Below are 23,555 nucleotides of genomic sequence, written 5' to 3'. Positions count from 1 at the left end.
GGCCTCCATGAAGTCCAGGTACGTGTTCCACCGAGGCCGCCCCCGTCCGCGGTGGGCTTCCCGGCGGTGCCGGCCGCGCGGGCGCCGGATCCGGTAGCGCAGGGAAACTACTTCTCCATCAACTCCCTCGTGTCCCGCGGACCCACCGGATCGACCTCCCGTGTCGAGGGAAGCGGTTCGACGTCAGGACCCGGTCCATGCCCGCGCGTCGACGACCCGTTCGAAGAAGAACTCGTGCTTGAGGAAGGAGACGTCGTACTCGTGACCCGGGTACGGCGGGATCAGCTGAGCGGCCTGGAACAGCCGCCAGCCGTCCCGCAGCGCGGCCACCCCCGACTCGTACGGCGGCTCGTCGCTGTCGCCCGTGGTGGGCGAGGTGCGGCCGGTGCCGTCGTAGCGCGACCAGCCGACGACCTGGGAGTCTAGCGCCGAGCTCGCCAGGTACAGCACGAGCACCTGCTGCCGCAGCACCGGGGGTGCGGCGTCCTCGCTGTCCGCCGACGCGGGCGGGATCGCCTCGATCGTCATTTCCCCGCCCCCTTCGGGCGGTTGGAGACCCTGGTCACCCAGCGGTCGAGGTCGAAGCCGTCGTCGCCGGTCAGCTCCCGCCACAGCAGGATGCGGTTGTAGCGCTCCAGTCGGCCGGTCGCTCCCTCGTACCACGGGAACATCGCGTCCAGCTCCGCGTTCACCTGCGGGTCGTCCAGGTCCGAGGTGTTCCACAGACGTCGTTGACGCACCCGGGGATTGAAGCGGATCTTGAACATGTAGCGGGGGGTGTCGCTGTCGTTGCGCCGGCCCCCGTGCCAGATGCCGTGGTGCAGAAGCACCACCGTGCCGGCCGGGCAGACCAGCCTGTCCTGACCGCGGAGGTTCTGGTAGCGGCCGGTGTCCGATTCGTTGATCCGCCGCAGATGGCTGCCCGGCACGCTGAGCGTCCCGCCCATCTCCAGTGTCACGGCCTGCGGGTAGTACATCAACTGGACGTCGAACGCGTCCGGCCGGACGTCGATGATGGCGTCCCCGTGCAGCGCCTGCGCGTCACCTCCGTGCGGCTCGCGGGTGTGCACGAAGTGGTGGTCCACCCACGGCTCCGGGCCGACCAGGCTGCACAGGGCCCCTGCCACCCGCGGCAGTTCCAGCAGCCTGCGGACGAACGAGCCCTTCGCGTACGCATCGGACAGCGGTGTCCCGTACGGCACCGGCGGCACGCCGCCCGCCAGTACCGTCAGGCCCTCGGCGTTCATCTCCGTCGGGACCACCGCGTCCAGCCGCAGTGACCCACGGGCCACGAAGCGCGCCATCTGCACCGAGTCCAGCAGTTCTCGCCTGTTCTCCATGACGGGCCACGCTAGGGCCGGGCACCCCGCACCGCGTGGGCCGCGTTCACCCTCCACTGGTCGATTCTCACCCTGCCCTCCACCACGCACGCCGACGACCGCCTCCGCCGGCCGGCCGCGTCCGCCGTGGTAGAACACCTGCCCATGCAGACGGTCCTCGCCCCTCTCGACCACCCTCCCGCCCTCGCCGCCGTCGGCATCGGCGTGCACGGCCCGGCCGGCCAGGTGGACGTGTTCTCGCTGCCGGACCTGTGGCAGCTCCATCTGTACGGCTACGACGCCGACTTGACGGTCGACGGCACCGAACACGCGATCCGCCCCGGGCGGGTCAGCCTCGTACCGCCGGGAACCGAAGTGCGCTACCGCTACCGGGGCCGCTCGGAACACCTCTACGTCCACCTCCGCCTGGGCCCGGCGGGAACACCCCGGAGCGTCCCCGTCATCCAGCACACCGGACTCGAACTCGACCCGCTCACCGCACAGTTGCGGCAGGCGCTGACCGCCTGGCCGCACACCCCGGCCCGGGCCACCGCCGAGGTGTGGGCCGCCCTGTGGCGGATCGCCCGGCTCACTCCGCCGCGGGAGCGGAACGACCGCGCCGTCCACCCGGCGGTGGCGGCCGCGACGGCCCTGATCGAGGCGCGGCTGGCGGAGTCCCTGACGGTCCCGGAGATCGCGAAGGCGGCCGGCGTCTCCCACAACCACCTGACCCGGCTCTTCCGCGCCGCCACCGGGGAAACCGTCGTCGGCTACATCCGGGCCCGCCGGATGGAGCGCGCACGCCACTTCCTGCGGGCCACCACGCTCTCCATCCCCGCCGTCGCCGCCTCGGTCGGCATCCCCGACCTCCAGGCGTTCAACAAGGCCTGCCGCCGCGAACTCGGGGCGTCACCGCGCGGCATCCGCGGCGCCGGTCCCGCCCCGCGCGGCGGCACGCCCCGGTAGACCCGGACCGGCCCGGCCTCGACCGCCCCGTGGTCGAGCGGCTACGACGTGGCGCGGGGTCCGTCGCCGTGGTCGGGAATGGGGAGGCGCACGCCGGCCCGGAGGGCGGATTGGTGGGCGATGATGCCGGGGAGGGTGTAGCGGGCGGCGGTCCACGCGTGCAGCGGCGGAGGCGTCCGTGTCGTGACCGCGGTGGCGAAGTCGTCGGCGAGGAAGTGGTGACTGCCCTCGTGACCGTTGGGCGCGTGCGCGAACTCACGCGGGAGCCGGGAGCGGTCGTGGACGGGCGCGGTGCCGGAGGCGAAGGCGCCGCGCAGTTCCGGGGCGACGTGGGAGAGCGCCGGGTCGTCCGGCGCGAGGGTGGGTGCGGGGTGCAGGTGCGCGCTGACGTCGCGCTCTCCCTTCTTGTCCTGCCACAGGCTGATCGAGCCGAGTTGTTCGAGGACCGCTTCCGTACCGAAGTACCGGAAGCGTGACTCCTTGCCGATGTATCCGACCCGACGGAACTCGTTCGTGCGGAAGCTGCCGCCACCCGCGACTTCGAACAGGGCGGTCGCGTTGGAGAAGTCGTTGTCGAACCGGCTGATCTCGCGGTCGAACACGCCGTCGCCGCGCTCGTCCGGGACGCCGATCGCCGAGACGCTCACGGCGTGCGTCCGCCAGGCGCCGAGGACTCCGCCGATCGAGTGCGTGGGGTAGAGCAGCGGCGGGTAGCTGGCGGTGGACTTCCAGTCCGCACCGCCGCTGTACTTGTACGCGTCGTAGAAGCCCCAGTCCATGTCGTGGACGTAGTCGCCTTCCGCGTAGAAGATCCGGCCGAAGTCTCCCGCGGCGATCCGGGCGCGCGCGTAGACGGTCGCCGGGTGGTAGTGGCTCGTCTCGCCCATCATGTAGATCCGGCCGGTCTCCTCGACCGCCGCGATGATGTCCGCGATCTCCGCCTCGGTCACGCCCATGGGGACCGCGCTGTAGACGTCCTTGCCCGCGCGCAACGCCCGGACGGCGAGGGGGCCGTGGGTCCAGCGCTGGGTGAAGAGCGCGATGGCGTCGAGATCGGAGTCGAGCATGGCCTCGAACGAGGGGAGCGTGCCGGCGAGGTCGTGCTCGGCGACGAGCCGCTCGGCGCGCTCGGGGAGCAGGTCGGTGACCTCGATGTCACCGACGTTCGGGTGAAGCCGCCAGAGTGTGGCGAACGAGCCGGCGAACTGGCCGGCTCCGACGATGCCGAGTGAGAACACGCGAAATCTCCATCAGAGCGTAGGAGTGGGTCCGAGCCGGTGCCGGTCGCACGACGGTGCGGGCTTCGGCACCGCTCCATGACGGTAGGGTCCGCGTACACGCGATGTCTGCACCGTTTCGAAGCGAGAACTTCTTGGATCCTCAGGGTGCCCTGGTCGACGAACCCTCCTCTCTGCGCGGCTGGTCCGGACGCCCGACCCTGATGGCGGCAGCGCACCGGCACGACGACCTGGAGATCAACTTCGTGGTCGGCGGGGGTTCGTTGCTCTATCTCTACGGCGGCGAACTCCTCGAAGTCGGGGTGGGCGGCCTCGCCGTGTTCTGGGCCGCGATCCCCCACCAGTTGGTGGCGAGCCGGGCGACGCGTGTCCACTGGCTGCACGTGCCCTTCGATCGGCTTCTCGCCTGGGGGCTGCCCCAGCGGCTCCTCGCCCGTGTGCTCTCGGGCGTGCCGATGGTCTCTCCCGCGGACCGTGCCGACGCGAGCGATCCGGCGAAGTTCACCCAGTGGGCCGCGGACCTGGCCGCGGGCGACGAGGAACTGCACCGCATCGCGATGCTGGAGATACAAGCGCGCGTCCGACGCCTGGCGCTTGCTGCGGTCGGCGATCCGGCGCGTCGGCACGCCGGTGACGATCCGGCCCTGCGCCAGGCGGTGTCCATGGCGCGGTACATCGCCCGTCACTTCCGCGAGCCGATCACCGTCGCGGACGTCGCCGCGGCGGCGCAGGTCCATCCGACCTACGCCATGACCCAGTTCCGCAAGGTCGTGCGGACCACGATCGGCGACTACGTGAGGCTGTACCGGCTCGCTGAGGCACGCCGGTTGCTGGTGACCACCGACCTTCCCGCGAGCCAGGTGGCCGCGGCCGCCGGCTTCGGCTCGGTCAGCCGCTTCTACCGGGTCTTCACCGACGCGTGCGGAACCACCCCGGCGCGGTTCCGACACGGCCGCGGGCTCTGAGCCACCCGGGAACGGCCCACGTTCACAGCGGACGACGACGGTGAAGTGCGGCGTCGTCGAATCGCTTCGCCCGTGAGGAGTCCTTGTCTCTCAAGAAACCTTTCCGTTACCTTACGACCGGGAGCGAAGCGCTTCGACAACCGACCGCCGCCGCCCGGCCCGCGGGACCGCGAACCGGGGGTCCGGCACGCGCTGACCGTGCGTCTCCACGACCCGGAGACCGGGCTGGCCGCGGAGGTGACGTACCGGTCGCCGGACGGCGTCCCCGTGCTCCGCGGTGAAGTGACGTTGCGCAGCCCACCGCGCCGTCGTCCGCCGTCCTGCTCCGCATCGCCCCCGCGGACCCCCGGCACCGCCTGAACCTCCCGACCACGCCCGGCTCCCTCACGAATCGACGACACGAACCGACGAGAGGACCCCTCGGATGCCACCACCGCGCCGGCCGGACCCACGCCCCGGCAATCCCGTGATCCCCGGCTTCCACCCCGACCCCAGCGTCTGCCGCGTGGGCGACGACTACTACCTGGCCTGCTCCAGCTTCGAGTACTTCCCCGGCGTGCCCCTCTTCCACAGCCGCGACCTGGTGCACTGGACGCAGATCGGCAACGCCCTGGACCGCCCTGACCAACTGCGCCTGCCCCCCTCCATGCCGTCCTCCGGCGGGATCTACGCCCCCGCCCTGCGCCACCACGACGGCCGCTTCTGGCTGGTCGTCACCAACTGCAGCGAGGGCGGCGGCAATCTGATCGTCACGGCCACCGACCCCGCCGGACCGTGGTCGGACCCCATCTGGGCGCCGGGCGTCCCCGGAATCGATCCCGACCTGGTGTGGGAGGAGGACGGCACCTGCTGGTGCACGGTCGCCGGGGTCTCGCAGGTCCGTCTCGACCCGTCCACCGGGCGGACGTACGGGACACCGCACCGGCTCTGGTCCGGCGGGCCCGGCGCCAAGGCCCCGGAGGCGCCGCACCTCTACCGGATCGGCGACTACTGGTACCTCCTCATCGCCGAGGGCGGCACGGAGCGCGGCCACGGCGTCTCGATCGCGCGCGGGCGTACGCCCGCCGGCCCGTTCGAGCCGTGCCCGGCCAACCCGATCCTCACCCACCGCGGCACCGACCACCCCGTCCAGAACACCGGACACGCCGACCTGGTGCAGGGCCCTGACGGCTCCTGGTGGATGGTGCTGCTCGGCGTCCGGCCCGGCGGCGGCACACCGGGCTGGCACGTGCTCGGCCGGGAGACCTTCCTGGCCCCCGTGACCTGGGTGGACGCATGGCCGGTCGTCGGCGAGGTGGCCCTGGACCTGCCCGAGCTCCCATGGCCGCTCTCCCCCGGCCCCGCCGAGGAGCGGCGGGACGATTTCGACCTCGCCGCACTGCGACCGCCCTGGATCTCCCTCCGCGACCGGCCGGCGGAGCACTGCACCACCGAGGAGCGCCCCGGCTGGCTGACCCTCCGCGCGCGGGGAGGCTCCCTGGACGAGCCCGACGTGGTGTTCACCGGTCGGCGCCAGCAGCACCTCGCGTGCCGGGCGCGCACGCTGGTCGACGCCGCGGAGGGGTGCGGCGGCCTCGCCGTCCGGCTCGACGAGCGGCACCACTACGCGATCGAGGTGTCCGGCACGGAGGTACGGGCCGTCGCGCGCGCCGGCTCCCTGCGCACCGTCGTGGCCACGCGGTCCGTGCCCGCCGGACCGGTGGTCCTGGCCGTCACGATCACGGAACCGCCGGCCCCGCACGGACCGTGCACGGGGCCCGACGTCGTCTCCCTCGGCGTCGAGCAGCCCGACGGCACGATCGCGGAACTCGCCGCCCTCGACGGCCGCTACCTGTCGACCGAGGTCGCCGGCGGTTTCACGGGCCGGGTCATCGGCATGTACGCCACGGAAGGCACCGCCCACTTCGACTGGTTCGACTACGAGCCCCTCGACGGCCGAACGGAGGCCCCTACCCCGTGACCATCGAAGCGCTTCAACGAGGGATGGACAACGCATCATGCCAGGGATAGGGTCGCCGTACATTTCGCGCGGGAGCGATACGCCCGCATGATCGAAGCGCTTCATAGGGCTGGGAGAGCTGGATGGTAACCCTCGCCGAGGTCGCCCGGCACGCCGGAGTGTCGGCGAGCACGGTGAGCTATGTCCTCAGCGGCAAGCGGCCCATCTCCGCGGCCACCCGGCTGCAGGTCGAGCAGAGCATCCGCGAGCTGGGATACCACCCGAACGCGGGCGCGCGGGCGCTGGCCAGCAGCAGGTCGAACATCATCGCGCTGATGGTTCCCCTGCGCACCGACGTGTACGTGCCGGTGATGATGGAGATCGCCATCGCGGTCGCCACCACGGCCAGGACGCACGGGTACGACGTCCTGCTGCTGACCGGCGAGGAGGGGCCCGAAGCCGTCCGTCGCGTCACCGGCAGCGGGCTCGCCGACGCGATGATCCTCATGGATGTCGAACTCGACGACGAGCGGCTGCCGTTGCTGCGCGGCACCGACCAGCCGTCCGTGCTGATCGGCCTGCCCGCCGACCCCTCGGGACTGACCTGCGTCGACCTCGACTTCAGGGCGACCGGCGCGTTGTGCGTCGAGCATCTCGCGGCGCTCGGCCATCGTGACATCGCCGTCATCGGCGAGGCCCCCGCGGTCTACGAACGCCACACCGGCTTCGCCGAGCGCACCCTCGACGGACTCCGCGCCCGGGCGCGAGAGTTGGACGTCAGGATGTTGCACCGGCCGTGCGGTGGCGGCTACGACGCGATAGACGCCGTCCTCACCCGCGTCTTCGACGAGCGCCCGGGCACCTCCGGGTTCGTCGTGCAGAACGAGCAGGCGGTCGAACCCCTGCTCGCCCTGCTGCGCCGGCAGGGCCGCGCCGTCCCCGAAGACGTGTCGGTGGTCGCGATCTGCCCGGAGCTCGTGGCCGTCCAGGCCTCGGTGCGGCTGACGTCGGTCTCCATCCCCGCGCAGGAGATGGGCCGGCAGGCGGTGGAGCGCCTGATCGCCAAGATCGACGGTCACGCCACCGACGACGTCTCGCTGATCGCACCCGAATTGACGGTGCGGGCGAGTACCGGATCGGCGCCCTGACGCGTGGACCGGGGAGAGTACGGGGGCGGTTCGACCGTGAAGGTCGCCGCCCCCGTCTCGTGCCCGGCTCCGGGCCGAGAGCGGTCACGGCCGGAGCACGGCCACGCCGTAGCGGCCGAGGGTGACCCGATCGCCGACGACCTTCCCGGTGAGGAGATCGTGGTGCGTGCCGGGCACCTCGACGGTCACCGGCTCACGGCCGTGGTTGAGCACGAACAGCGCTTCGCCCCGGCGGACGGCCTCGACCTGCTCAGGGAGGCCGTCGAGCACCGGCCGGACCCCCGCGGCGGAGGCGATCCGGGCCAGCAGGTCGCGCAACGCCGCCGGCTCCGGGAGCGTGGAGACGTACCAGGCCCGGCCCTTGCGCAGGACGGCGGGCAGTCCGTCGAGTTCACCGCCCTCGTACGGCACGGTCTCGTCGGCGGAGCCGTCGGCCTCCAGCTCCTCCGACCACAGGGACGCCGTGAAGCCCCCGCAGGTGACGGTCTCCCCCACGTCCAGCGGCCACCACTCGTGCAGGGTGCGGATGCCGAACAGCTCGCGCAGCCGGTGGTCCATGCCGCCGGCGCGGACCCGGTCGTCCTCGTCGGCGACTCCGGTCTGGAAGCCGCAGACGAGGGTGCCGCCCCGGCGGACATGGGCGAGGAGCCGGTCGATCGCCGCGTCGGTGAGGGCGTAGAGCTGCGGCACGACGACCACCGAGTACGGCGTCAGGTCGTGCTCGGGGTGGGCGAAGTCGGTGGTGAGGTGCGCCTGCCAGAGGGCCCGGTGCCAGGCGCGCAGGACGTCCGGGTAGTCCACCTGGCCGGACAGGCGGCCGTCCTGGGCGCCGGCCCACCAGGCGTGCCAGTCGTGCAGGATCGCGATGTCCGCGGTGACGGTCCGGCCCGCCGTCTCGGCGGCGATCCGCTCCAGCTCCGCGCCGAGCCGCTTGACCTCCTGGTACGTCCGGCCCTCCTCCCCGGCATGGCTGACCATGCCGGAGTGGAACTTCTCCGCGCCCTGCCGGGACTGCCGCCACTGGAAGTAGCAGACGGCGTCGGCACCCCGGGCCACGGCCTGGAGGGACCAGAGCCGGTTGAGGCCCCGGGGCTTGGGGTGGTTCACGCCCCGCCAGTTGACGGGTCCGGCGGCCTGCTCCATGAGCATCCACGGCCCGCGCGCCTGGGAGCGGGTCATGTCCTGGACGAGGGCGCCGCTCTGGGCGCCCAGCGGGTCGCGCGGATCCGGGTAGATGTCGACGGAGACCACGTCCTCCTCCTCGGCCCAGCGCCAGGCGTCCTGCCCCATCCACAGCGGCATGAAGTTGCTGGTGACCGGGATGTCCGGGGTGTGGCGGCGGACGATGTCCCGCTCGGCGACGTAGCACTCCAGGAGCATGTCGGAGGTGAAGCGCCTGAAGTCCAGCACCTGGGTGGGGTTGCGCATGTAGTGGGCGAGGCGGGGCGGCAGGACGCCGTCCCAGGTGTCGTAACCCTGGCTCCAGAAGGCGGTGCCCCAGGCCTCGTTGAGGGCGCCGAGGGTGCCGTACCTCGCGCGCAGCCAGCGACGGAACGCCGTCGCGGCCTCGTCGCCGTAGTCGAAGGTGCAGTACTCGTTGTTGATGTGCCACATCGTCAGCGCGGGGTGACCGGCGTAGCGGGCGGCGAGGTCCTCGGTGATGGCGGCGGCGTAGCGCCGGTAGGTGGCGCTGGAGTGCGAGAAGTGCTGTCGGCCGCCCCACCACTCGGTGCGGCCGTCCTCGGTGACGGGCAGGGTGTCCGGGTGCAGCCGGCCCATCCAGGGCGGAGGCGAGGCGGTCGGGGTGGCGAGGACGACGCCGATGCCGTGCTCGTGCATCAGGTCCATCAGCGTGTCCAGCCAGGCGAACTCCCGCGCACCGGGCCGCGGTTCCAGTGCCGACCAGGAGAAGACGCCGAGCGTGACCGAGTTGACCCCGGCCGCCTTCATCAGCCGGACGTCCTCGTGCCAGGTCTCCTCGGGCCACTGCTCCGGGTTGTAGTCGCCGCCGAAGAGGAGGCGGCCGCGGGTCGCGTCGCTCAGGCCGGGCATCAGACGGGCTCCCCGTACTGCACGCCGCGCCCGTTGGTGCCGAGGTAGACCCGGCCGTACACGCGCGGATCGCCGGTGACGACCCGGCCCGTCCAACCCCATTGGTGCCGGTCGTCGTTGATCCGCACCCAGCTCCTCGCCTCGTCGTCGGAGCGGTGCACGGCGTTGGGGCCCTCGGTCGCGCCGACCAGGTAGATCGCCGGGTAGGTGGCGCCCGGGGCGGCCTTGCCGAAGCCCAGGGTGTGCGAGGCCCGGCAGCTGCCGACCTTGGTGAAGGTGGCACCACCGTCGGTGGAGCGGTACAGCCCGGCCTCCTTCGCGCTGAGCCACAGATCACCGGAGCGCCCCGGTGCCGCGGTCAGCTGGAACTGCGCGTCGCCCGAGGGCAGGCCGGTCGCGGTGGCGGTGAAGGTCAGGCCGCTGTCGGTGCTGGCGTGGACCGTGCCGGCGGTCGTGTCGTAGGCGTAGAAGAGGCTCGGGTCCACGGGGTCGGCGACCAGGACGGCGCCCTTGGGGACGGAGGTGGCCTCGGACCAGGTGGCGCCGTTGTCCGTCGAGCGGTACGCCGGGGCGGCGGTGCCGTTCGGGGAGCCGAGGGACCACAGGAGCACACTGCCGTCGGCGTTGGTGACGATCGGGCCGGGCGCGTCCTTGGCGGCGGCCGGCTGTGACGCGAAGGGCGACCAGGTCTGCCCACCGTCGTTCGACCAGGCGCCGTTGGCGCTCCCGCTCCAGCCGGTGCGCACGACGTACGAGGGTCGGGCCGCGGCCTGGGCGAGTCCCGTCGTCGAACCGAACACGGGGTTCGACGCCATGCCGCGTGAGGGGGATGCCGTGAGCGACTCGTGGTACATCACGCCGATGTCGCCGTTGCCGCTGATCAGGTGCGCCTCTCCGACCGGCGGTGAGATCAGGTGGAGGATCGCGGTCTCCTCCAGGCCGCGGATCTGCGGCGCCCAGCACTTGAGGTCGCGCGTGCCGTACAGGGTCGCGCCGGTGCCGTAGACGACGTGCCGGGAGTCGAAAGGGTCGAGGCCGAGGGCCTGGATCCACCAGCCGAACTTGGGCTTGTCGGCACCCCACTTGAGGTAGGGGGTCTCGGAGACGTCGAGGACGGCCTCGTCCTTCAGGGACGTCCAGGTGCGGCCGCCGTCGGTGGACCGGAAGACGGTGTCGATCTCGGCCCACCGGTTGTTGGTGGACACGACGAGCGTCCCCGGCCGGCGGGCGTCGACGGCGACGCCGCCGTAGCCGAAGGCGTCGGTCCCCCCGTCGCCCGTCACCCCGCCGGGCTGCACGGGGGTGACCTCGGTCCACTTGCCGTTCGTCGTCCGCAGCTTGTGCACACTGCCGTCGGACTGGCCGTTGGGCCCGGGGGCGTCGGCGTACGTCACGTACAGGTCGCGGGTGAGACGGTCGTACGCGGCACGGATCGGCACCCTGGCGGCGGTGCCGGCCGGCTGCCCGGGGACGGGCTCCCAGGTCTTTCCGTCGGAGGTGCGGTACAGGTTGGGGCGGTCGGCGGTGCCGTCGGAGTCGCCCCAGCCGGCGTAGACGGTACGGCCCGCGGCGACCAGGAGGGTGATGCCCTGGCCGGTGGCGCTGGGGGTGGCCGGGAAGGCGGCGGGCTGCCACGTGGCGCCTCGGTCCGTGGACGTGAGCAGCCCGTCGTGCCGGGTGCCGAGCCACAGCGTGTCGCAGTTGCGCGGGTCGACCAGAAGCCGTTCGCCGCATCCGCGCCCGTCCTCGTTGGCTCCGAGCTTCACGGCGAGGTCCGTGCGCTGCCAGGTGGCGCCCCGGTCCTCGGACCGCAGCACCGCCCCGTTGCCGGCCCAGGGCTGCGTGTACGTGCCGAGGGCCAGGTACAGCCGGTTCCGGTGGGTCGGGTCGACGGCCATGGCCTCGACGCCGAGGAGGTTCCAGTCGTCCCAGCCGAGGTGGTCGGTCAGCGGGATCCAGCGGTCGGTGCGGTCGTCCCAGCGGTAGGCGCCCCCGATGTCGGTCCTGGCGTAGGCGAGCCCTCGTACCGCCGGGTGGAACAACACCCCGCTGATGAACCCGGTGCCGCCCATGACGGCGCCGCGCCATCGGTAGCCGCTCCCGGCGGCGGGAGAGGGGGCGGCGGCGTGCGCCTGCCCCGCGACCGCGGGCAGGGAGACGGCCGCGGCGGCGGCCGCGGAACCGGCGAGAACGGAGCGCCTGCTGAGGGGGAACGAGCCCATGACATACCTCGGTCCTGAGACGGAAGGGGGGAGATCGAGCCTGGATCGGGGGCGCGGGGCGCGTCGACGTGCGGCTCCGCGCGCGGGCGCGGCCGGAGGGCGTCAGCCCTTGACGGCCCCCGTGAGCATGCCCTTCTTGAAGTGCCGCTGGACGAACGGGGAGGCCACGGCGACCGGGATCAGCGCGAGGACCATGACGGCCATCTGGAGGCCCAGGGAGGAGAGTTGGCCGGTTCGGACCGCCTGCTGGAGGCCGGTCGGCGCCTCGGTGTTCTTCTGGACCAGCTGGATGAGCACGTTCTGCAGCGGCATCATCTGCTGGTCGCTGAGGTAGATGGAGGCGTTGAACCAGGCGCTCCAGTACCCGACCGCGTAGAACAGCGAGATGACGGCGAGCACCGCGCGCGACAGCGGCATGACGATGGTCAGCAGGATGCGCGTCTCACTGGCGCCGTCGATGCGGGCGGACTCGGTGAGTTCGGGGGAGATCCCCATGAAGAAGGCCCGCAGGACGAGGATGTTGAAGACGCTGACCGCACTCGGCAGGATCAGCGACAGATAGGTGTCGGTGAGGCCCAGCGACTGCACCAGGAGGTACGTGGGAATGAGGCCGGCCCCGAAGAACATGGTCGCCATGATGGCCATCAGGAGGAACCGGTGGCCCAGACTCCCCGGCCGTGACAGGCCGTAGGCCGCCAGCACCGACACCGCCATCGAGAACAGGGTGCCGACGAGCGTGACACCGACCGAGACCATGATCGCCCGGCTGACCTGGCCTCCGCTGAGCAGTTCCGTGTAGTTGACGAAGGTGATGCCCTGGGGGATCACGACGAGGCCGCCGACCTCGTCGATCACGGGCTTCGGGGAGAGGCTGGTGACGATCACGATCCACAGCGGACCGAGGACCCCCAGGCAGCAGAGCACGAGGAAGCCGCCCTTGGCGGTGAGTCCCGCCTTGCTCGGCGGCTCCTCCCACACGGGGCGGGCGGGAGCCCTGAGGCTGCGGATGAGCTGCGTGTCGAGGCTCACTTCTTGTACACCCCCTGCTCGCCCAGCAGGTGCGCGAACTTGTTCGCGCCCAGGACGAGACAGACTCCGATGAGTCCCTTGGCCAGGCCGACGGCGGCCGCGTAGCTGAAGTCGCCGTTCTGGATGCCCATGTTCCACACGTAGGTGTCGAGGACCTCGCTGACACCCGCGCCGACCGCGTACCGCTGGAGCAGGAACTGCTCGAACCCGACGCTCAGCGCGTCGCCCACCCTGAGGACGAGGAGCAGGGCGATCACCGGGCGCAGCGCGGGCAGCGTGATGTGCCACATGCGTCGCCAGCGCCCCGCGCCGTCCATGGCGGCGGCCTCGTACAGGTCGGTGCTGACGGCGGACAGTGCCGCGAGGAAGACGATGATCCCCCAGCCGGCGTCCTTCCACACGGCCTGCGCGGTGACCAGGTACTTGAAGAGGTCCGCGTCGGTCATCAGGTCGAAGCCGCTCCACCCGTGCTTCTCCAGGGTCTGCGCGATGATGCCCGCGCCGCCGAGGATCTGCTGGAAGACGGTGACGACGAGGACCCACGAGAAGAAGTGCGGCAGGTACATGATCGCTTGTGCCACGGCCCGTACCCGGGGCCGGATCACGCTGTTGATGACCAGGGCGAGGACGATGGGGACGGGGAAGAACAGCACCAGTTGGAGCACGAACAGGACGAGGGTGTTCTTCGTGGCGCTCCAGAACAGCGGGTCGTCGAGCATCCGTGAGAACTGGTCCAGGCCCACCCACGGGCTGTGGAGGATCGCCGTGATGCCGTTGCCGGAGACGTACGGGTCGTACTCCTGGAAGGCGACGACGTTGCCCAGCAGCGGGACGTAGTTGAAGAGCAGGAGCAGGGCGATGACGGGCGACGTCATCAGGATGAGCGCGCGGTCGCGGCGCCACCGGACCCGGAAGGGGACCTTGCCGGCCTTGGCGGCCTTGGCGGGCCTCGGCGGCACGCTCTGCTTCACGGTGGCCGCGGCGACCGCGGCACTCGGCTCTTCGACGGCCGCGGCGGGACGCGCCCCGTCGGGCCTGCTCCCGGCCGTGAGGGACATCAGTTGCCGCTGCCGTTCTTGTCGAGGAGCTCCTTGTACCAGTCGCGCAATTTGTCGCCGCCGGAGGACTTCCAGGTGGAGATGGCCTGCTGGATGTCGGAGAGCTTCTTGTTGCCGCGTACGAAGTCGATCTCCAGCTGCTCGAACTGGCTGGAGAGGGTGGCGTATCGGGTCGGCTCGACGATGTTCATGCCGTAGGTGGACGTCCTCTTGACGAAGGCGCCCTGCCGCTGCTGCCACTCGACCTGCATGCGGGTGATGTCGGGGAGGTCGGGGTGGGCGGTGTAGGGGGCCGGGGCCGCGAGCAGCACCCAGGCGTTGTTCACCTCCTGGACGCCCCGATCGTTCTTGACCGGGGCGCCGTTCTCGACCGTGTAGTGGGTGCCCTCGACGCCGTAGTCGACGAACATCCTCTCCTTGGTGCCGTAGGGGGCCGCCGCGAAATTGGCGGCGGCCAGCGCGTTCTCGACCGTCTCCTTCGAGGCGCCCTTGCGGATCATCGACCAGATGCCGGCGGGCTGGCCGCCGTACAGCGTCGGGCTGCCGCCGTCGGCGCCGAAGTAGTCCATGCCGGATATCTCGAAGTCCGGGTTGGAACGGGCCTGTTCGGCGGTCTTGCCGTACCAGGAGGACATGTCGTCGTTGTAGACGAGGATCTGCCCGGAGGCGAACCGCTGGCTCGGGTTCCCCGTGTTCGCCTTGTCGTCGGGATGGACGACGCCCGCGGCGAACAGCTTGCGGACCCACTCCAGGTGTTCGAGGTACTCGGGGTGCTCGATGCGGTACGTCAGCCTGCCGTCGTCCCCGATGTTCCAGCCGAGCGACCCGGCAGGGCGGACACCGAAGACGCCCGCGGCCGTCCATCTCATGTCACCGCAGGCCCACACCTTGGCCTTGGCGCTGGTGGCCTCCTTGGCCCAGCCGAGGAACTCGTCGGCCGACGCGGGAACGGTGTAGCCCTTCTCGTCGAAGACGTCCTTGCGGTAGAAGGGCACGATGTTGGGCACGGCGGCAGCGGGCATCGGGATGCCGCGCAGCGCGCCACCGAAGATGCTCATGCGCCAGGAGTCGGACGGGATCGCGGCCAGGTTCGGGTACTTCTTGACCTTGTCGCCCGCCAGGTAGGGGCCGAGGTCCATGAACTTCGCGGTGACCGCGGTCGAGATCTTGCCGACCAGCTCCCAGCTCGGCACGACCACCACGTCGGGTATGGAGCTGGAGGCGAGCACGGCGCCGAGCTTCTCACCGTAGGTGTTGCCGTCCTGGTTCTGCCAGGTGATCCTGGTGCCCGCCGCGGCGTCGAGCGCCGTGTAGTACGCGCAGTCGGGCTTCGGCGGGGTGCCCCAGAGCGGGGCCATGACCTCGACGGGAGCGCCGGTGCCGAGCCTCGTCGGGACCGAGGAGGCGAGGGTCGCGAGGTCGACCTTGCTGGTGTAGCCCGCTGACGAGCCGTTCTTCGACGGAATGTCCGGCTTGGCGACCGTGCTGGCGACGTAGGCCGGGAGCAGCTTGTCCGCGGCCTTGCCCGACGTGGCGCCCTCTCGCGACCCGCCGCTCTCCGAATCGCCGCAGGCGGTGAGGAGCGGCATTCCCCCGGCCACTGCTGCTGTGGCGACCGCCGTGGAGGCGAGGAAGCTTCTCCGGCTCAGTCCGGAGGAGGCGGCATTCGGCGTCATTGCGTCAACCCTTCGTGGCGCACCTGGACACCCGGCGGTGGGCCGTCGGCTGCGGTGTCGTGACGGGAACTGGCTGAGCTGAAAGCGGACATCCGACCGTTGCGACGCGATGCGCAGTCGAAGCGCTTCGATGTTGCAGTGAGGTTAAGTGAACACCCAGGGGCGCACAAGAGTCGCTTCCAAGATTCCTTCGGGGCCGGGCGGCGACTCCAGCCGCTCCCTTTCCACCCTGTGTCATGCGTGGATGCCGCTCTCTTGACACGTGCCCGGTGACCTGATGAGCATCGAAGCGCTTCAAGAGCATTGGCCGCCCGATCTCAAGGGGATCCCACGTGTCCGCTCGCACCTCGCACCCACCGCCGCCCTTCCGCGGTCGGCGGCCGCCCACGACGAAGCGCGTCGACGACCTCCTGTCGCGGCTCGCCCTCGACGGGAGGAACGGCTTCCCGCACCCGTTCGCGCCCGCCGTGGAACGGCTCGGCGTCGCCGCGTTCCGCACCGCGGTCGGCCCGCTCGCCGGCGAGTGCGAGCCCGACCGGTACAGCGGCACGCTCCTGCGGCGCCGCACGCCGCCGGCGCACCCCGACGGCCGCCATCTCTCCGTCGCCGAGGACGGCCGTGTCCGAGCCTCGGCCGACCAGTTCGGAGGCTGGTTCGTCCAGGAGACGTTCCGACGGGAACCGCACGGGAACGGCCACCTCCTTCGGCACATCGGTACGGGTCGCCCCCTCTCTGTCGCCGCCGACGGCCTGAAGGTTGCCGACGGGAACGGGGAGATCTTCGAGGCCGTCGTCGAGAGCGGCGAGGACGCGGTGCACGGGGTCGCCTCACAGGCGGACGTGGTGGTGGCGTTCGCGGGCGACGATCCACACCTCGCCGGACGCGAGACCGAGGACCGTACGCCCCTCGCCCTCCCCGCCCACCAGGAGCACCTGCCCAAGGACCGCCGCCCCTGGTATCGGGGCCTGATCACCGCGCACCGTGCGCGGACGGAGGAAACCACCCGATGAAGTTCACCGACGGCTACTGGCTGATGCGTCCCGGAGTGACCGCGCGCTACGCCACCGAGGTCGCTGACGTCCGGGCCGACGAGCACCGGGTAACCCTGTACGCGCCGGTGAAGCACGTGCGCGGCCGCGGCGACACGCTCAACAGCGCTCTGCTGACGGTCGAGTGCTGGTCGCCGGCCGAGGGCGTGATCGGGGTGCGTGCCACCCACCACGCCGGCTCGGTGCGCCGCGGGCCGGAGTTCGTACTGCCCGGCGCGCAACCGGACGCGGGCAAGGTGCGCCGGGACGGCGCGGTGGTCGAGCTCGGTGCGGGTGAGCTGTCGCTGCGGGTGGACACCTCCGGGCCGTGGCGCCTGGAGTTCTCGGCCGGGGGCCGGGTGCTGACCTCCGTGGGCGAGCGCGGCATCGGCTTCGTCACCGACGCCGACGGCCGTCACCACATGCTGGGCCAACTCGCCCTGGGCGTGGGCGAGCTGGTGTACGGGCTCGGTGAGCGTTTCACCCCGTTCGTCAAGAACGGCCAGTCCGTGGACATCTGGCAGGCGGACGGCGGCACCAGCAGCGAGCAGGCGTACAAGAACGTCCCCTTCCATCTGACCAACCGCGGCTACGGGGTCTTCGTCAACCATCCCGGCAAGGTGAGTTACGAGGTCGGCTCCGAGGCGGTCGGCCAGGTCCAGTTCAGCGTCGAGGACCAATCGCTGGAGTTCTTCGTCGTCCACGGCCCGACCCCGAAGCAGGTCCTGGAGCGTTACACCGCCCTCTCCGGCCGGCCCGCGCTGCCGCCGGCCTGGGCCCTCGGCCTGTGGCTGACCACCTCCTTCACCACCGACTACGACGAGGCCACCGTCAACCGCTTCGTGGGCGGCATGGCCGAACGCGGCATCCCGCTCAGCGTGTTCCACTTCGACTGCTTCTGGATGCGCGGCTACCAGTGGTGCGACTTCGACTGGGACCCCGAGACCTTCCCCGACCCGGCCGGCATGCTCGGCCGCCTCAAGGAGCAGGGGCTGCGGATCTCCGCCTGGATCAACCCCTACATCGCGCAGAAGTCGGCTCTGTTCGAGGAGGGCATGCGCTTGGGCCACCTGGTGCGGCGCCCGGACGGCAGCGTGTGGCAGGGGGATCTGTGGCAGCCCGGCATGGCCCTGGTCGACTTCACCAACCCCGCCGCCCGCGACTGGTACACCGCCAAGCTCCGCACCCTCCTCGACACGGGCGTCGACTGCTTCAAGACCGACTTCGGCGAGCGCGTCCCCACCGACGTGGTCTGGCACGACGGCTCCGACCCCGAGCGGATGCACAACTACTACACCCACCTCTACAACGAGGCCGTCTTCGAGCTGCTGCGCGAGGTGCGCGGCGAGGGCGAGGCGCTGGTGTTCGCCCGGTCCGCCACCGCCGGCGGCCAGCAGTACCCGGTGCACTGGGGCGGTGACTGCGAGTCCCACTTCAACGCCATGGCCGAGTCGCTGCGCGGCGGACTCTCCCTCGGCCTGTCCGGTTTCGGCTTCTGGAGCCACGACATCGGCGGATTCGAGGGCACCCCGACCCCCACCGTCTTCAAACGCTGGGTGCAGTTCGGGCTGCTCTCCTCGCACAGCCGCCTGCACGGCAGCAAGTCCTACCGCGTGCCGTGGGACTACGGTGAGGAGGCCGTCGACGTCACCCGCGAGTTCACCCTGCTCAAGCACCGCCTCGCACCGTACCTCCAGCGCGCCGCGCAGCAGGCGCACGCCACCGGCGTCCCGGTGATGCGCGCGATGGTGCTGGAGTTCCCCGAGGACCCGGCCGCGGCCACGCTCGACCGGCAGTACATGCTCGGCGACGACCTCCTCGTCGCCCCGGTCTTCACCGACGACGGCACGGTCGACTACTACGTGCCCGAGGGGACGTGGACCAACGTCCTGACCGGCGTCCGGGTCACCGGCCCCCGATGGGTGCGCGAGCGGCACGGCTTCCGCACTCTGCCGCTGCTCGCCCGCCCCGACTCCGTCATCCCGCTCGCCGCGGACGACCAGCGCCCGGTCTCCGCCTGGGCGGACGGCGTCGAACTACGGGTGCACGCCTTCGCCGACGGCTCCGAGCGCACCCTCGTGATCCCCGGCACCGAAGGCCCCGGCGAGACCGCCCGCTTCCACCTGCGCCGCCAGGACGACCGCCTCCATGTGACCACCGACAGCCCGCGCCCGTGGCAGGTGCGGATCGGCGGCCCGGACGCGACGTTGCACGCCCGGCCGGCCGGCACCTTCGAGACCGACCTGCCGTACCCGGCCTGAACCCTCCCGGGATCCGAGCCCGGACAGGGTTCGGACCCCGGGAGCGGCGGTCATCCGGCGGTCAGAGCGGTCCACTTCTGGTTGGCACCGCTGTGGCAGTCCCACAGCTGGAGCTGTGTGCCGTCCGCGGTGGAGGAAGCGGGGACGTCGAGGCAACGGCCGGAGGCGGGGTTGCGGTAAGCGCCGTTGTAGGGCTGCCAGACCTGGTTGGCGCCGCCGTGGCAGGCCCAGAGCTGCACCTTGGTGCCGTTGGCGGTGCCCCAGCCGGCGGCGTCGAGGCACTTGCCCAGGGAGCGCAGGGTGCCGTCGGTGTAGGCGGACCAGTGCTGGTTGGCGCCGCCGGCGCAGCTCCAGGTCTGGACGGCGGTCCCGTCGGCGGTGCCGGCGCCGCTGACGTCCAGGCACTTGCCGGTGATGCCGGACCGTACGTGAGCGGGGGCGGGGGCGGGGTTCCTCAGCCACCCGGCGCCGTCCGCGGCCCGGACGCCGCGGTGGAAGGCGTCGGCCATCTTCCGGTAGCCCGCGTCGTTCGGGTGCAGGGCGTCGGCCAGGTCGGCCGTGGTCAGGCCGCTCATGTCGACGTGGGCGACGCGCTTGCCCGCGGCCTGTGCCTCGCTCACGATTCCGGGAATGGCCCGGTTGTAGGCGGCGCGGTACTGCTCCTCGGATCCGCTGGTGGACACGACCAGGGAGGCGACGAGGACGGTGGCGTCGGGGGCGGCGGCGGTGACCTGGCCGACCAGGGACTTCAGCCGGGCGGTGGCCGTGGAGACCTGGTGGGATCGGTTCAGGTCGTTGGTGCCGATGTGCAGCGTCACGACGTTGGGCCGGTAGCGGGTCAGCGAGGCGTCGGCGAGCGCGGCGATCTGCTCGATCAGGTATCCGGAGTGGCCTTCGTTGTCGGGGTCGGACATCGAACCGGCCCGCCCCGTACCCACGAAGTCCAGCGGATGGCCGTCCGCCGCGAGCCTGTCCCCCAGCGGGCCCCGGTAGCCGTTGCCCGTGCTGCTTCCCACGCCCCAGGTGATCGAGTCGCCCAACGGCATGACCCGTAGGGGCGTGTCGGAGGCGGCGGAGGCCGCGGCGGCCGGGGTCGCCCCCGCCGCCGTCACCCCGGTCACCCCGAGGGCGGCGGCGACCAGCGTGATCAACGGGCGCATCCAGGACTTGCTCATGTGCTTTCCTCTCTCGCGTTACGGAAGCGTGGTCCACTTCTGGTTGTTCTGGCCGTTGCAGGTCCACAGGACGACGGGGGTCCCGTTGGCGGTGCCGGCGCCGTTCGCGTCGAGGCACAGACCGGCGTGCACGTTGCGGATCGACCCGTCGGCCTGCCTGGTCCACTTCTGGTTGTCCTGGCCGTTGCAGGGCCAGATGACGACCGGCGTGCCGTTGGTGGTGCCCTGGCCGGAGGCGTCCAGGCACTTGTCGCCGTAGACGCGGATCTCGCCGCCGGCCCAGGTGGTCCACAGCTGGTTGGCGGCGGTGTGGCAGTCCCAGATCAGTGCCTTGGTCCCGGCCGCGGTGGCGGCGCGGTCCACGTCCAGGCAGCGGCCGGACCCGGCGCCGCGCAGGCGTGCGGTGGTGGAGGCCAGGGGGCTGCCGCCGGTCACCTTGAACACGGCGACACCGTGCGCGGGCACGCCGACCGAGATCTGCCCGGAGGTGCTCGACGTGGCGCCGGTCCACAGCTCGGTGAGGGTGAACGACTGCCCGGCGAGGCCGATCTGCGCGGCCGTGGTGCTGACGGTCGCGGTGGTGCCGCCCCGGTTGAACAGGCCGACCGCGACCGAGCCGTCGGCCAGGGGCTTGGCGAACACCTCGGTGTCGCCGTCGTCGCGGACTCGGCGTCCGCCCGCGCCCAGCGGGTCCTGGTCGACCGCTATCAGGCGCGGGTTGCGCAGGATGGCGCTCACGTCGGCGGACATGGTGCGGATGTCGTTGCCGGCCATGAGCGGGGCACTCATGAGGGCCCACAGGGCGAAGTGGGAGCGGGACTCGGTCAGGGACAGGCCGGGGCGGCCGACGACCAGCATGTCCGGGTCGTTCCAGTGCCCCGGGCCCGACTGCGCGGCCAAGGGGGCGGTGACGTCGAGGACGTTGCCGACGCCCATCGGGTAGCTGTTGGTGTTGGTGTTCTGCCAGATGTCGAGCAGGTCCTCGGTCGTCCGCCACAGGTCGGCGACCCCACCCCAGTCGTACGTGTCGCCGGTGGGGGCGTGGAAGCTGTTGGGGTTGATGCTGTAGACGATCGGGCGGCCGGTGGCGCGCAGGGCGTCACGCATGAGGGTGAAGCGTGCGATCTGCTCGCTGAGGGTGCCGCTGCCGGAGCACCAGTCGTACTTGAGGTAGTCCACGCCCCAGGAGGCGAACGTGCGGGCGTCCTGGGCCTCGTGGCCCTTGCTGCCCGTGGAGCCGGGGTAGGTGCCCACGCCCTGGGCGCACGTCTTCTCGTTGGGCGCCTGGTAGATGCCGAACTTCAGGCCCTTGCCGTGGATGTAGTCACCGAGCGCCTTCATGCCGCTGGGGAACGTGGCCGGATTGGCCCGCAGGTTGCCGGCCGCGTCACGCTGCGGGTCGAACCAGCAGTCGTCGACCACCACGTACTGGTATCCGGCGTCCTTCATGCCCGAGGACACCATCGTGTCGGCGGCCTGGCGGACCTGTGTCTCGGTGATCCCGCATCCGAAGCTGTTCCAGCTGTTCCAGCCCATCGGCGGGGTGAGCGCGGGGCTGCCCGGCGCGGCCTCGGCGGTCGTGCCGACGGAGGCGGTGACGGTGGCGGTGACGCAGGCGGCGAACGTCAGCACGGTGGCCGCGAGGAGGCGCGGTAACCGTCGGTGCAGGGGAACCATGGGGGTTCTTCCTTCCTGGCCCGCACGGCGTGGGCTGCCGTGCGGGCCGGATCGGCGTGGTCATGGGCTGTGGTGCCCGGTGCCCGCGAGGGTCAGCGCTGCAGGGTGAGCAGGCCCGGTCGGTAGGGCAGTCGCTGGTAGGGGGTGTCCTGGGGGGTGGCGGGGTCGTAGCCCTGGTAGAGGAACCGCAGGTCGCAGGGGTCGATGGTCATGGTCTGGTCGGCGTTGACGCGGATCAGGTCCCCGTGGCTGATGTCGTCGGTCCAGGTGGCACCGCTGTTGGCCTTGCCCGCGAAGGGGCTGCTCTCACTGCCGGCCTGGAGGGTCCACGGACCGGTCAGGTCGGAGGCGGTGAACGAACGGAAGTAGCGGTCCTCGTTCGCCCCCCGGGCCTCGACGATCATGAGGTACTGGTTCTGTCCCTGGACCTTGTAGACCTCCGGCGCCTCGAACAGGTTCTTCGCGGTGTCGCTCATGACCGTCGTGTACGACGAACCGAAGCTGCCCGGGAAGTTCCCGATCGGCAGGGTCGACCGGTAGATCTTGCCGTTGTCGTCCGCGAAGAACAGGTGCATGTTCCGGTCGTCGCCGATCAGGGTCGGGTCGATGGGGCCGGACTCGGGGAGGCTGCCGGTGAACAGCGGTTGCGGGGCGGACCAGCCGTTGGGGTCGGTGGGGTCGCTGGACGTGCGGTAGGTGAAGGGCCAGGCGGTGCCCCACCCGTTCGAGGCCAGGACCCAGATGTTCCTGGGCGCGAAGTAGAACAGCTTGGGCGCCACCGCCAGGCCCTGGTTCATCCCGCTCTGGGTGGCCGTCGCCATGTCCGACCAGTCGGTGAAGGGACGGAACGCCATCGTGCCCCACGACGAACCGTCGGACGTGGTCGCGTAGACCAGGTTCCGGCCGTTGTAGGGCACGGTCGTGAAGTCCTTCAGCGCGCTCCACCCGTTCGCCGGACGGGCCAGCGGGCCGGTCGAGGTCCACCGGTACGTCGACGGAAGCGCACACGTGCCGCCCGGCCCGGACGGGCCGGTCCACTTCTGGTTGTCGCCGCCGTGGCAGTTCCACAGCTGCACCGCGGTGCCGTTGGCCGCACCGCCGCTCGACACGTCCAGGCACAAGCCGGATTCCACGGCGACGATCGTGCCGTCGGCGCCGACCCGCCACCGCTGGTTCGTACCGCCGTTACAGCTCCATATCACCGGCCGGGTCCCGGCCGTGGTGGCGTGGCCCGGAACGTCCAGGCACTTGCCGCCGTACACGGTCAGCCGATCGTCGTCCGTCAGCGTCCACCGCTGGTTGGTCCCGCCGTGGCAGTCCCAGATCTGCAGGTTCGTGCCGTCGGCCTGGCCGGCGCCGGGCACATCGAGACACCGGCCGGAACCGACACCCCGCAAGGCCCCGCTGGTGGCCGCGTGGGCCGGTCCGGCGACGAGCATCGCCGCCAGCGAGACCAGAGCCGCGAGTACGGCGGGGAGCGCCAGGAACCGGTGTCCGCGGCGGATTCGGCGTCTGCGCATGGTGGCCTCTCACATCCTTGAGTAAGTGGTTTCGAGCGCCCCGGCCCGGAACGGGCCCCTTCTGGGGTGCGGTGACAGGAGATCCCCGATCCGCGCGGTCGACCGCTGCGACGGGACCTGCACGTTCGGAATGGCGAACGGCGCACGGAACTTCGTGCAGAAGATAGATACGCGCTGAGGCTCCGTCAATGATTCCGACGAGTCGAACTCCTCCGGCGTTTTGCACCCCGCCCGGATAACAAAAATCTGAACCGAAAAATAAGAGGGCTACTTTCCGGGGGC

General features: G+C 71.2%; 16 protein-coding genes and 1 pseudogene. 6 read left to right on the top strand and 11 right to left on the bottom strand.

The genetic code is table 11. The features are described 5' to 3' along the window. Positions 1 to 183 precede the first annotated feature (183 nt). Positions 184 to 528, bottom strand: coding sequence for a hypothetical protein (locus ACFZCF_RS27790; protein ID WP_391289596.1), 345 nt, complete (start codon positions 526 to 528; stop codon positions 184 to 186). Continuing rightward, on the bottom strand, positions 525 to 1,340 hold the full coding sequence (locus ACFZCF_RS27785) for a phytanoyl-CoA dioxygenase family protein (RefSeq protein ID WP_391289594.1): 816 nt from the start codon (positions 1,338 to 1,340) through the stop codon (positions 525 to 527). Before ACFZCF_RS27785 ends, ACFZCF_RS27790 begins: the two co-directional genes overlap by 4 nt. Before the next feature lie 144 nt (positions 1,341 to 1,484). On the opposite strand from ACFZCF_RS27785, the gene ACFZCF_RS27780 reads away from it, so the two are divergent. Further along, positions 1,485 to 2,285, top strand: a complete 801-nt coding sequence (locus tag ACFZCF_RS27780; RefSeq protein WP_391289593.1) for a helix-turn-helix domain-containing protein — start codon at positions 1,485 to 1,487, stop codon at positions 2,283 to 2,285. 41 nt (positions 2,286 to 2,326) lie between these two features. Here the strand turns inward: ACFZCF_RS27780 and ACFZCF_RS27775 are convergent, their stop codons facing one another. Continuing rightward, positions 2,327 to 3,523 (bottom strand): Gfo/Idh/MocA family protein, encoded by a 1,197-nt coding sequence (locus ACFZCF_RS27775; protein ID WP_388450369.1) that lies wholly within the window; start codon positions 3,521 to 3,523, stop codon positions 2,327 to 2,329. A 134-nt stretch (positions 3,524 to 3,657) separates the two neighbouring features. On the opposite strand from ACFZCF_RS27775, the gene ACFZCF_RS27770 reads away from it, so the two are divergent. From ACFZCF_RS27770 to ACFZCF_RS27760, 3 genes are all read left to right on the top strand, one after another. Beyond that, complete coding sequence (locus tag ACFZCF_RS27770; RefSeq protein WP_391289591.1) at positions 3,658 to 4,488, top strand: helix-turn-helix domain-containing protein; 831 nt, start codon at positions 3,658 to 3,660, stop codon at positions 4,486 to 4,488. A gap of 424 nt (positions 4,489 to 4,912) precedes the next feature. After that, positions 4,913 to 6,448, top strand: coding sequence for a family 43 glycosylhydrolase (locus ACFZCF_RS27765; RefSeq protein WP_391289589.1), 1,536 nt, complete (start codon positions 4,913 to 4,915; stop codon positions 6,446 to 6,448). 122 nt (positions 6,449 to 6,570) lie between these two features. Continuing rightward, entirely contained in the window at positions 6,571 to 7,575 is a 1,005-nt protein-coding gene (locus tag ACFZCF_RS27760; protein WP_391289587.1) for a substrate-binding domain-containing protein, read from the top strand. A gap of 84 nt (positions 7,576 to 7,659) precedes the next feature. On the opposite strand, the gene ACFZCF_RS27755 is transcribed toward ACFZCF_RS27760, so the two are convergent. From ACFZCF_RS27755 to ACFZCF_RS27735, 5 genes are all read right to left on the bottom strand, one after another. After that, positions 7,660 to 9,627 carry a beta-galactosidase gene (locus ACFZCF_RS27755; protein WP_391289585.1) on the bottom strand — a complete coding sequence of 656 codons (1,968 nt, stop codon included), beginning with the start codon at positions 9,625 to 9,627 and terminating at the stop codon, positions 7,660 to 7,662. After that, positions 9,627 to 11,849: a 1,4-beta-glucanase gene (locus ACFZCF_RS27750; protein ID WP_391289583.1), complete on the bottom strand. Its 2,223-nt coding sequence runs from the start codon at positions 11,847 to 11,849 to the stop codon at positions 9,627 to 9,629. The genes ACFZCF_RS27755 and ACFZCF_RS27750 overlap by 1 nt, the downstream gene beginning before the upstream one ends. A gap of 102 nt (positions 11,850 to 11,951) precedes the next feature. Beyond that, positions 11,952 to 12,878 (bottom strand): carbohydrate ABC transporter permease, encoded by a 927-nt coding sequence (locus ACFZCF_RS27745; protein WP_391289581.1) that lies wholly within the window; start codon positions 12,876 to 12,878, stop codon positions 11,952 to 11,954. Continuing rightward, on the bottom strand, positions 12,875 to 13,936 hold the full coding sequence (locus tag ACFZCF_RS27740; protein ID WP_388450355.1) for an ABC transporter permease: 1,062 nt from the start codon (positions 13,934 to 13,936) through the stop codon (positions 12,875 to 12,877). Before ACFZCF_RS27740 ends, ACFZCF_RS27745 begins: the two co-directional genes overlap by 4 nt. After that, positions 13,936 to 15,612: an extracellular solute-binding protein gene (locus tag ACFZCF_RS27735; protein WP_391289579.1), complete on the bottom strand. Its 1,677-nt coding sequence runs from the start codon at positions 15,610 to 15,612 to the stop codon at positions 13,936 to 13,938. Before ACFZCF_RS27735 ends, ACFZCF_RS27740 begins: the two co-directional genes overlap by 1 nt. 581 nt (positions 15,613 to 16,193) lie before the next feature. On the opposite strand from ACFZCF_RS27735, the pseudogene ACFZCF_RS27730 reads away from it, so the two are divergent. Together ACFZCF_RS27730 and yicI are read left to right on the top strand one after the other, a co-directional pair. Continuing rightward, a pseudogene (locus tag ACFZCF_RS27730) lies at positions 16,194 to 16,562 on the top strand (sugar hydrolase); the annotation flags it as partial. A 56-nt stretch (positions 16,563 to 16,618) separates the two neighbouring features. Then, the gene (yicI, locus tag ACFZCF_RS27725) at positions 16,619 to 18,901 is read left to right on the top strand and encodes an alpha-xylosidase (RefSeq protein WP_391289577.1); all 2,283 of its coding nucleotides are present in this window, start codon (positions 16,619 to 16,621) and stop codon (positions 18,899 to 18,901) included. A gap of 50 nt (positions 18,902 to 18,951) precedes the next feature. On the opposite strand, the gene ACFZCF_RS27720 is transcribed toward yicI, so the two are convergent. The 3 genes from ACFZCF_RS27720 to ACFZCF_RS27710 form a co-directional block, all read right to left on the bottom strand. Beyond that, positions 18,952 to 20,076, bottom strand: coding sequence for a ricin-type beta-trefoil lectin domain protein (locus tag ACFZCF_RS27720; protein WP_391289575.1), 1,125 nt, complete (start codon positions 20,074 to 20,076; stop codon positions 18,952 to 18,954). Positions 20,077 to 20,094: 18 nt separating this feature from the next. After that, positions 20,095 to 21,753, bottom strand: a complete 1,659-nt coding sequence (locus tag ACFZCF_RS27715; protein ID WP_391289573.1) for a ricin-type beta-trefoil lectin domain protein — start codon at positions 21,751 to 21,753, stop codon at positions 20,095 to 20,097. Between the two features lie 92 nt (positions 21,754 to 21,845). After that, complete coding sequence (locus ACFZCF_RS27710; RefSeq protein WP_388450345.1) at positions 21,846 to 23,273, bottom strand: non-reducing end alpha-L-arabinofuranosidase family hydrolase; 1,428 nt, start codon at positions 23,271 to 23,273, stop codon at positions 21,846 to 21,848. Positions 23,274 to 23,555: the final 282 nt, after the last annotated feature.

The organism is Streptomyces sp. NPDC007945 (assembly GCF_042958885.1).
GTDB lineage: Bacteria > Actinomycetota > Actinomycetes > Streptomycetales > Streptomycetaceae > Streptomyces.
Note: the sequence above shows the minus strand (reverse complement) of the source record. Positions and strands in the feature narration are given on the sequence as shown.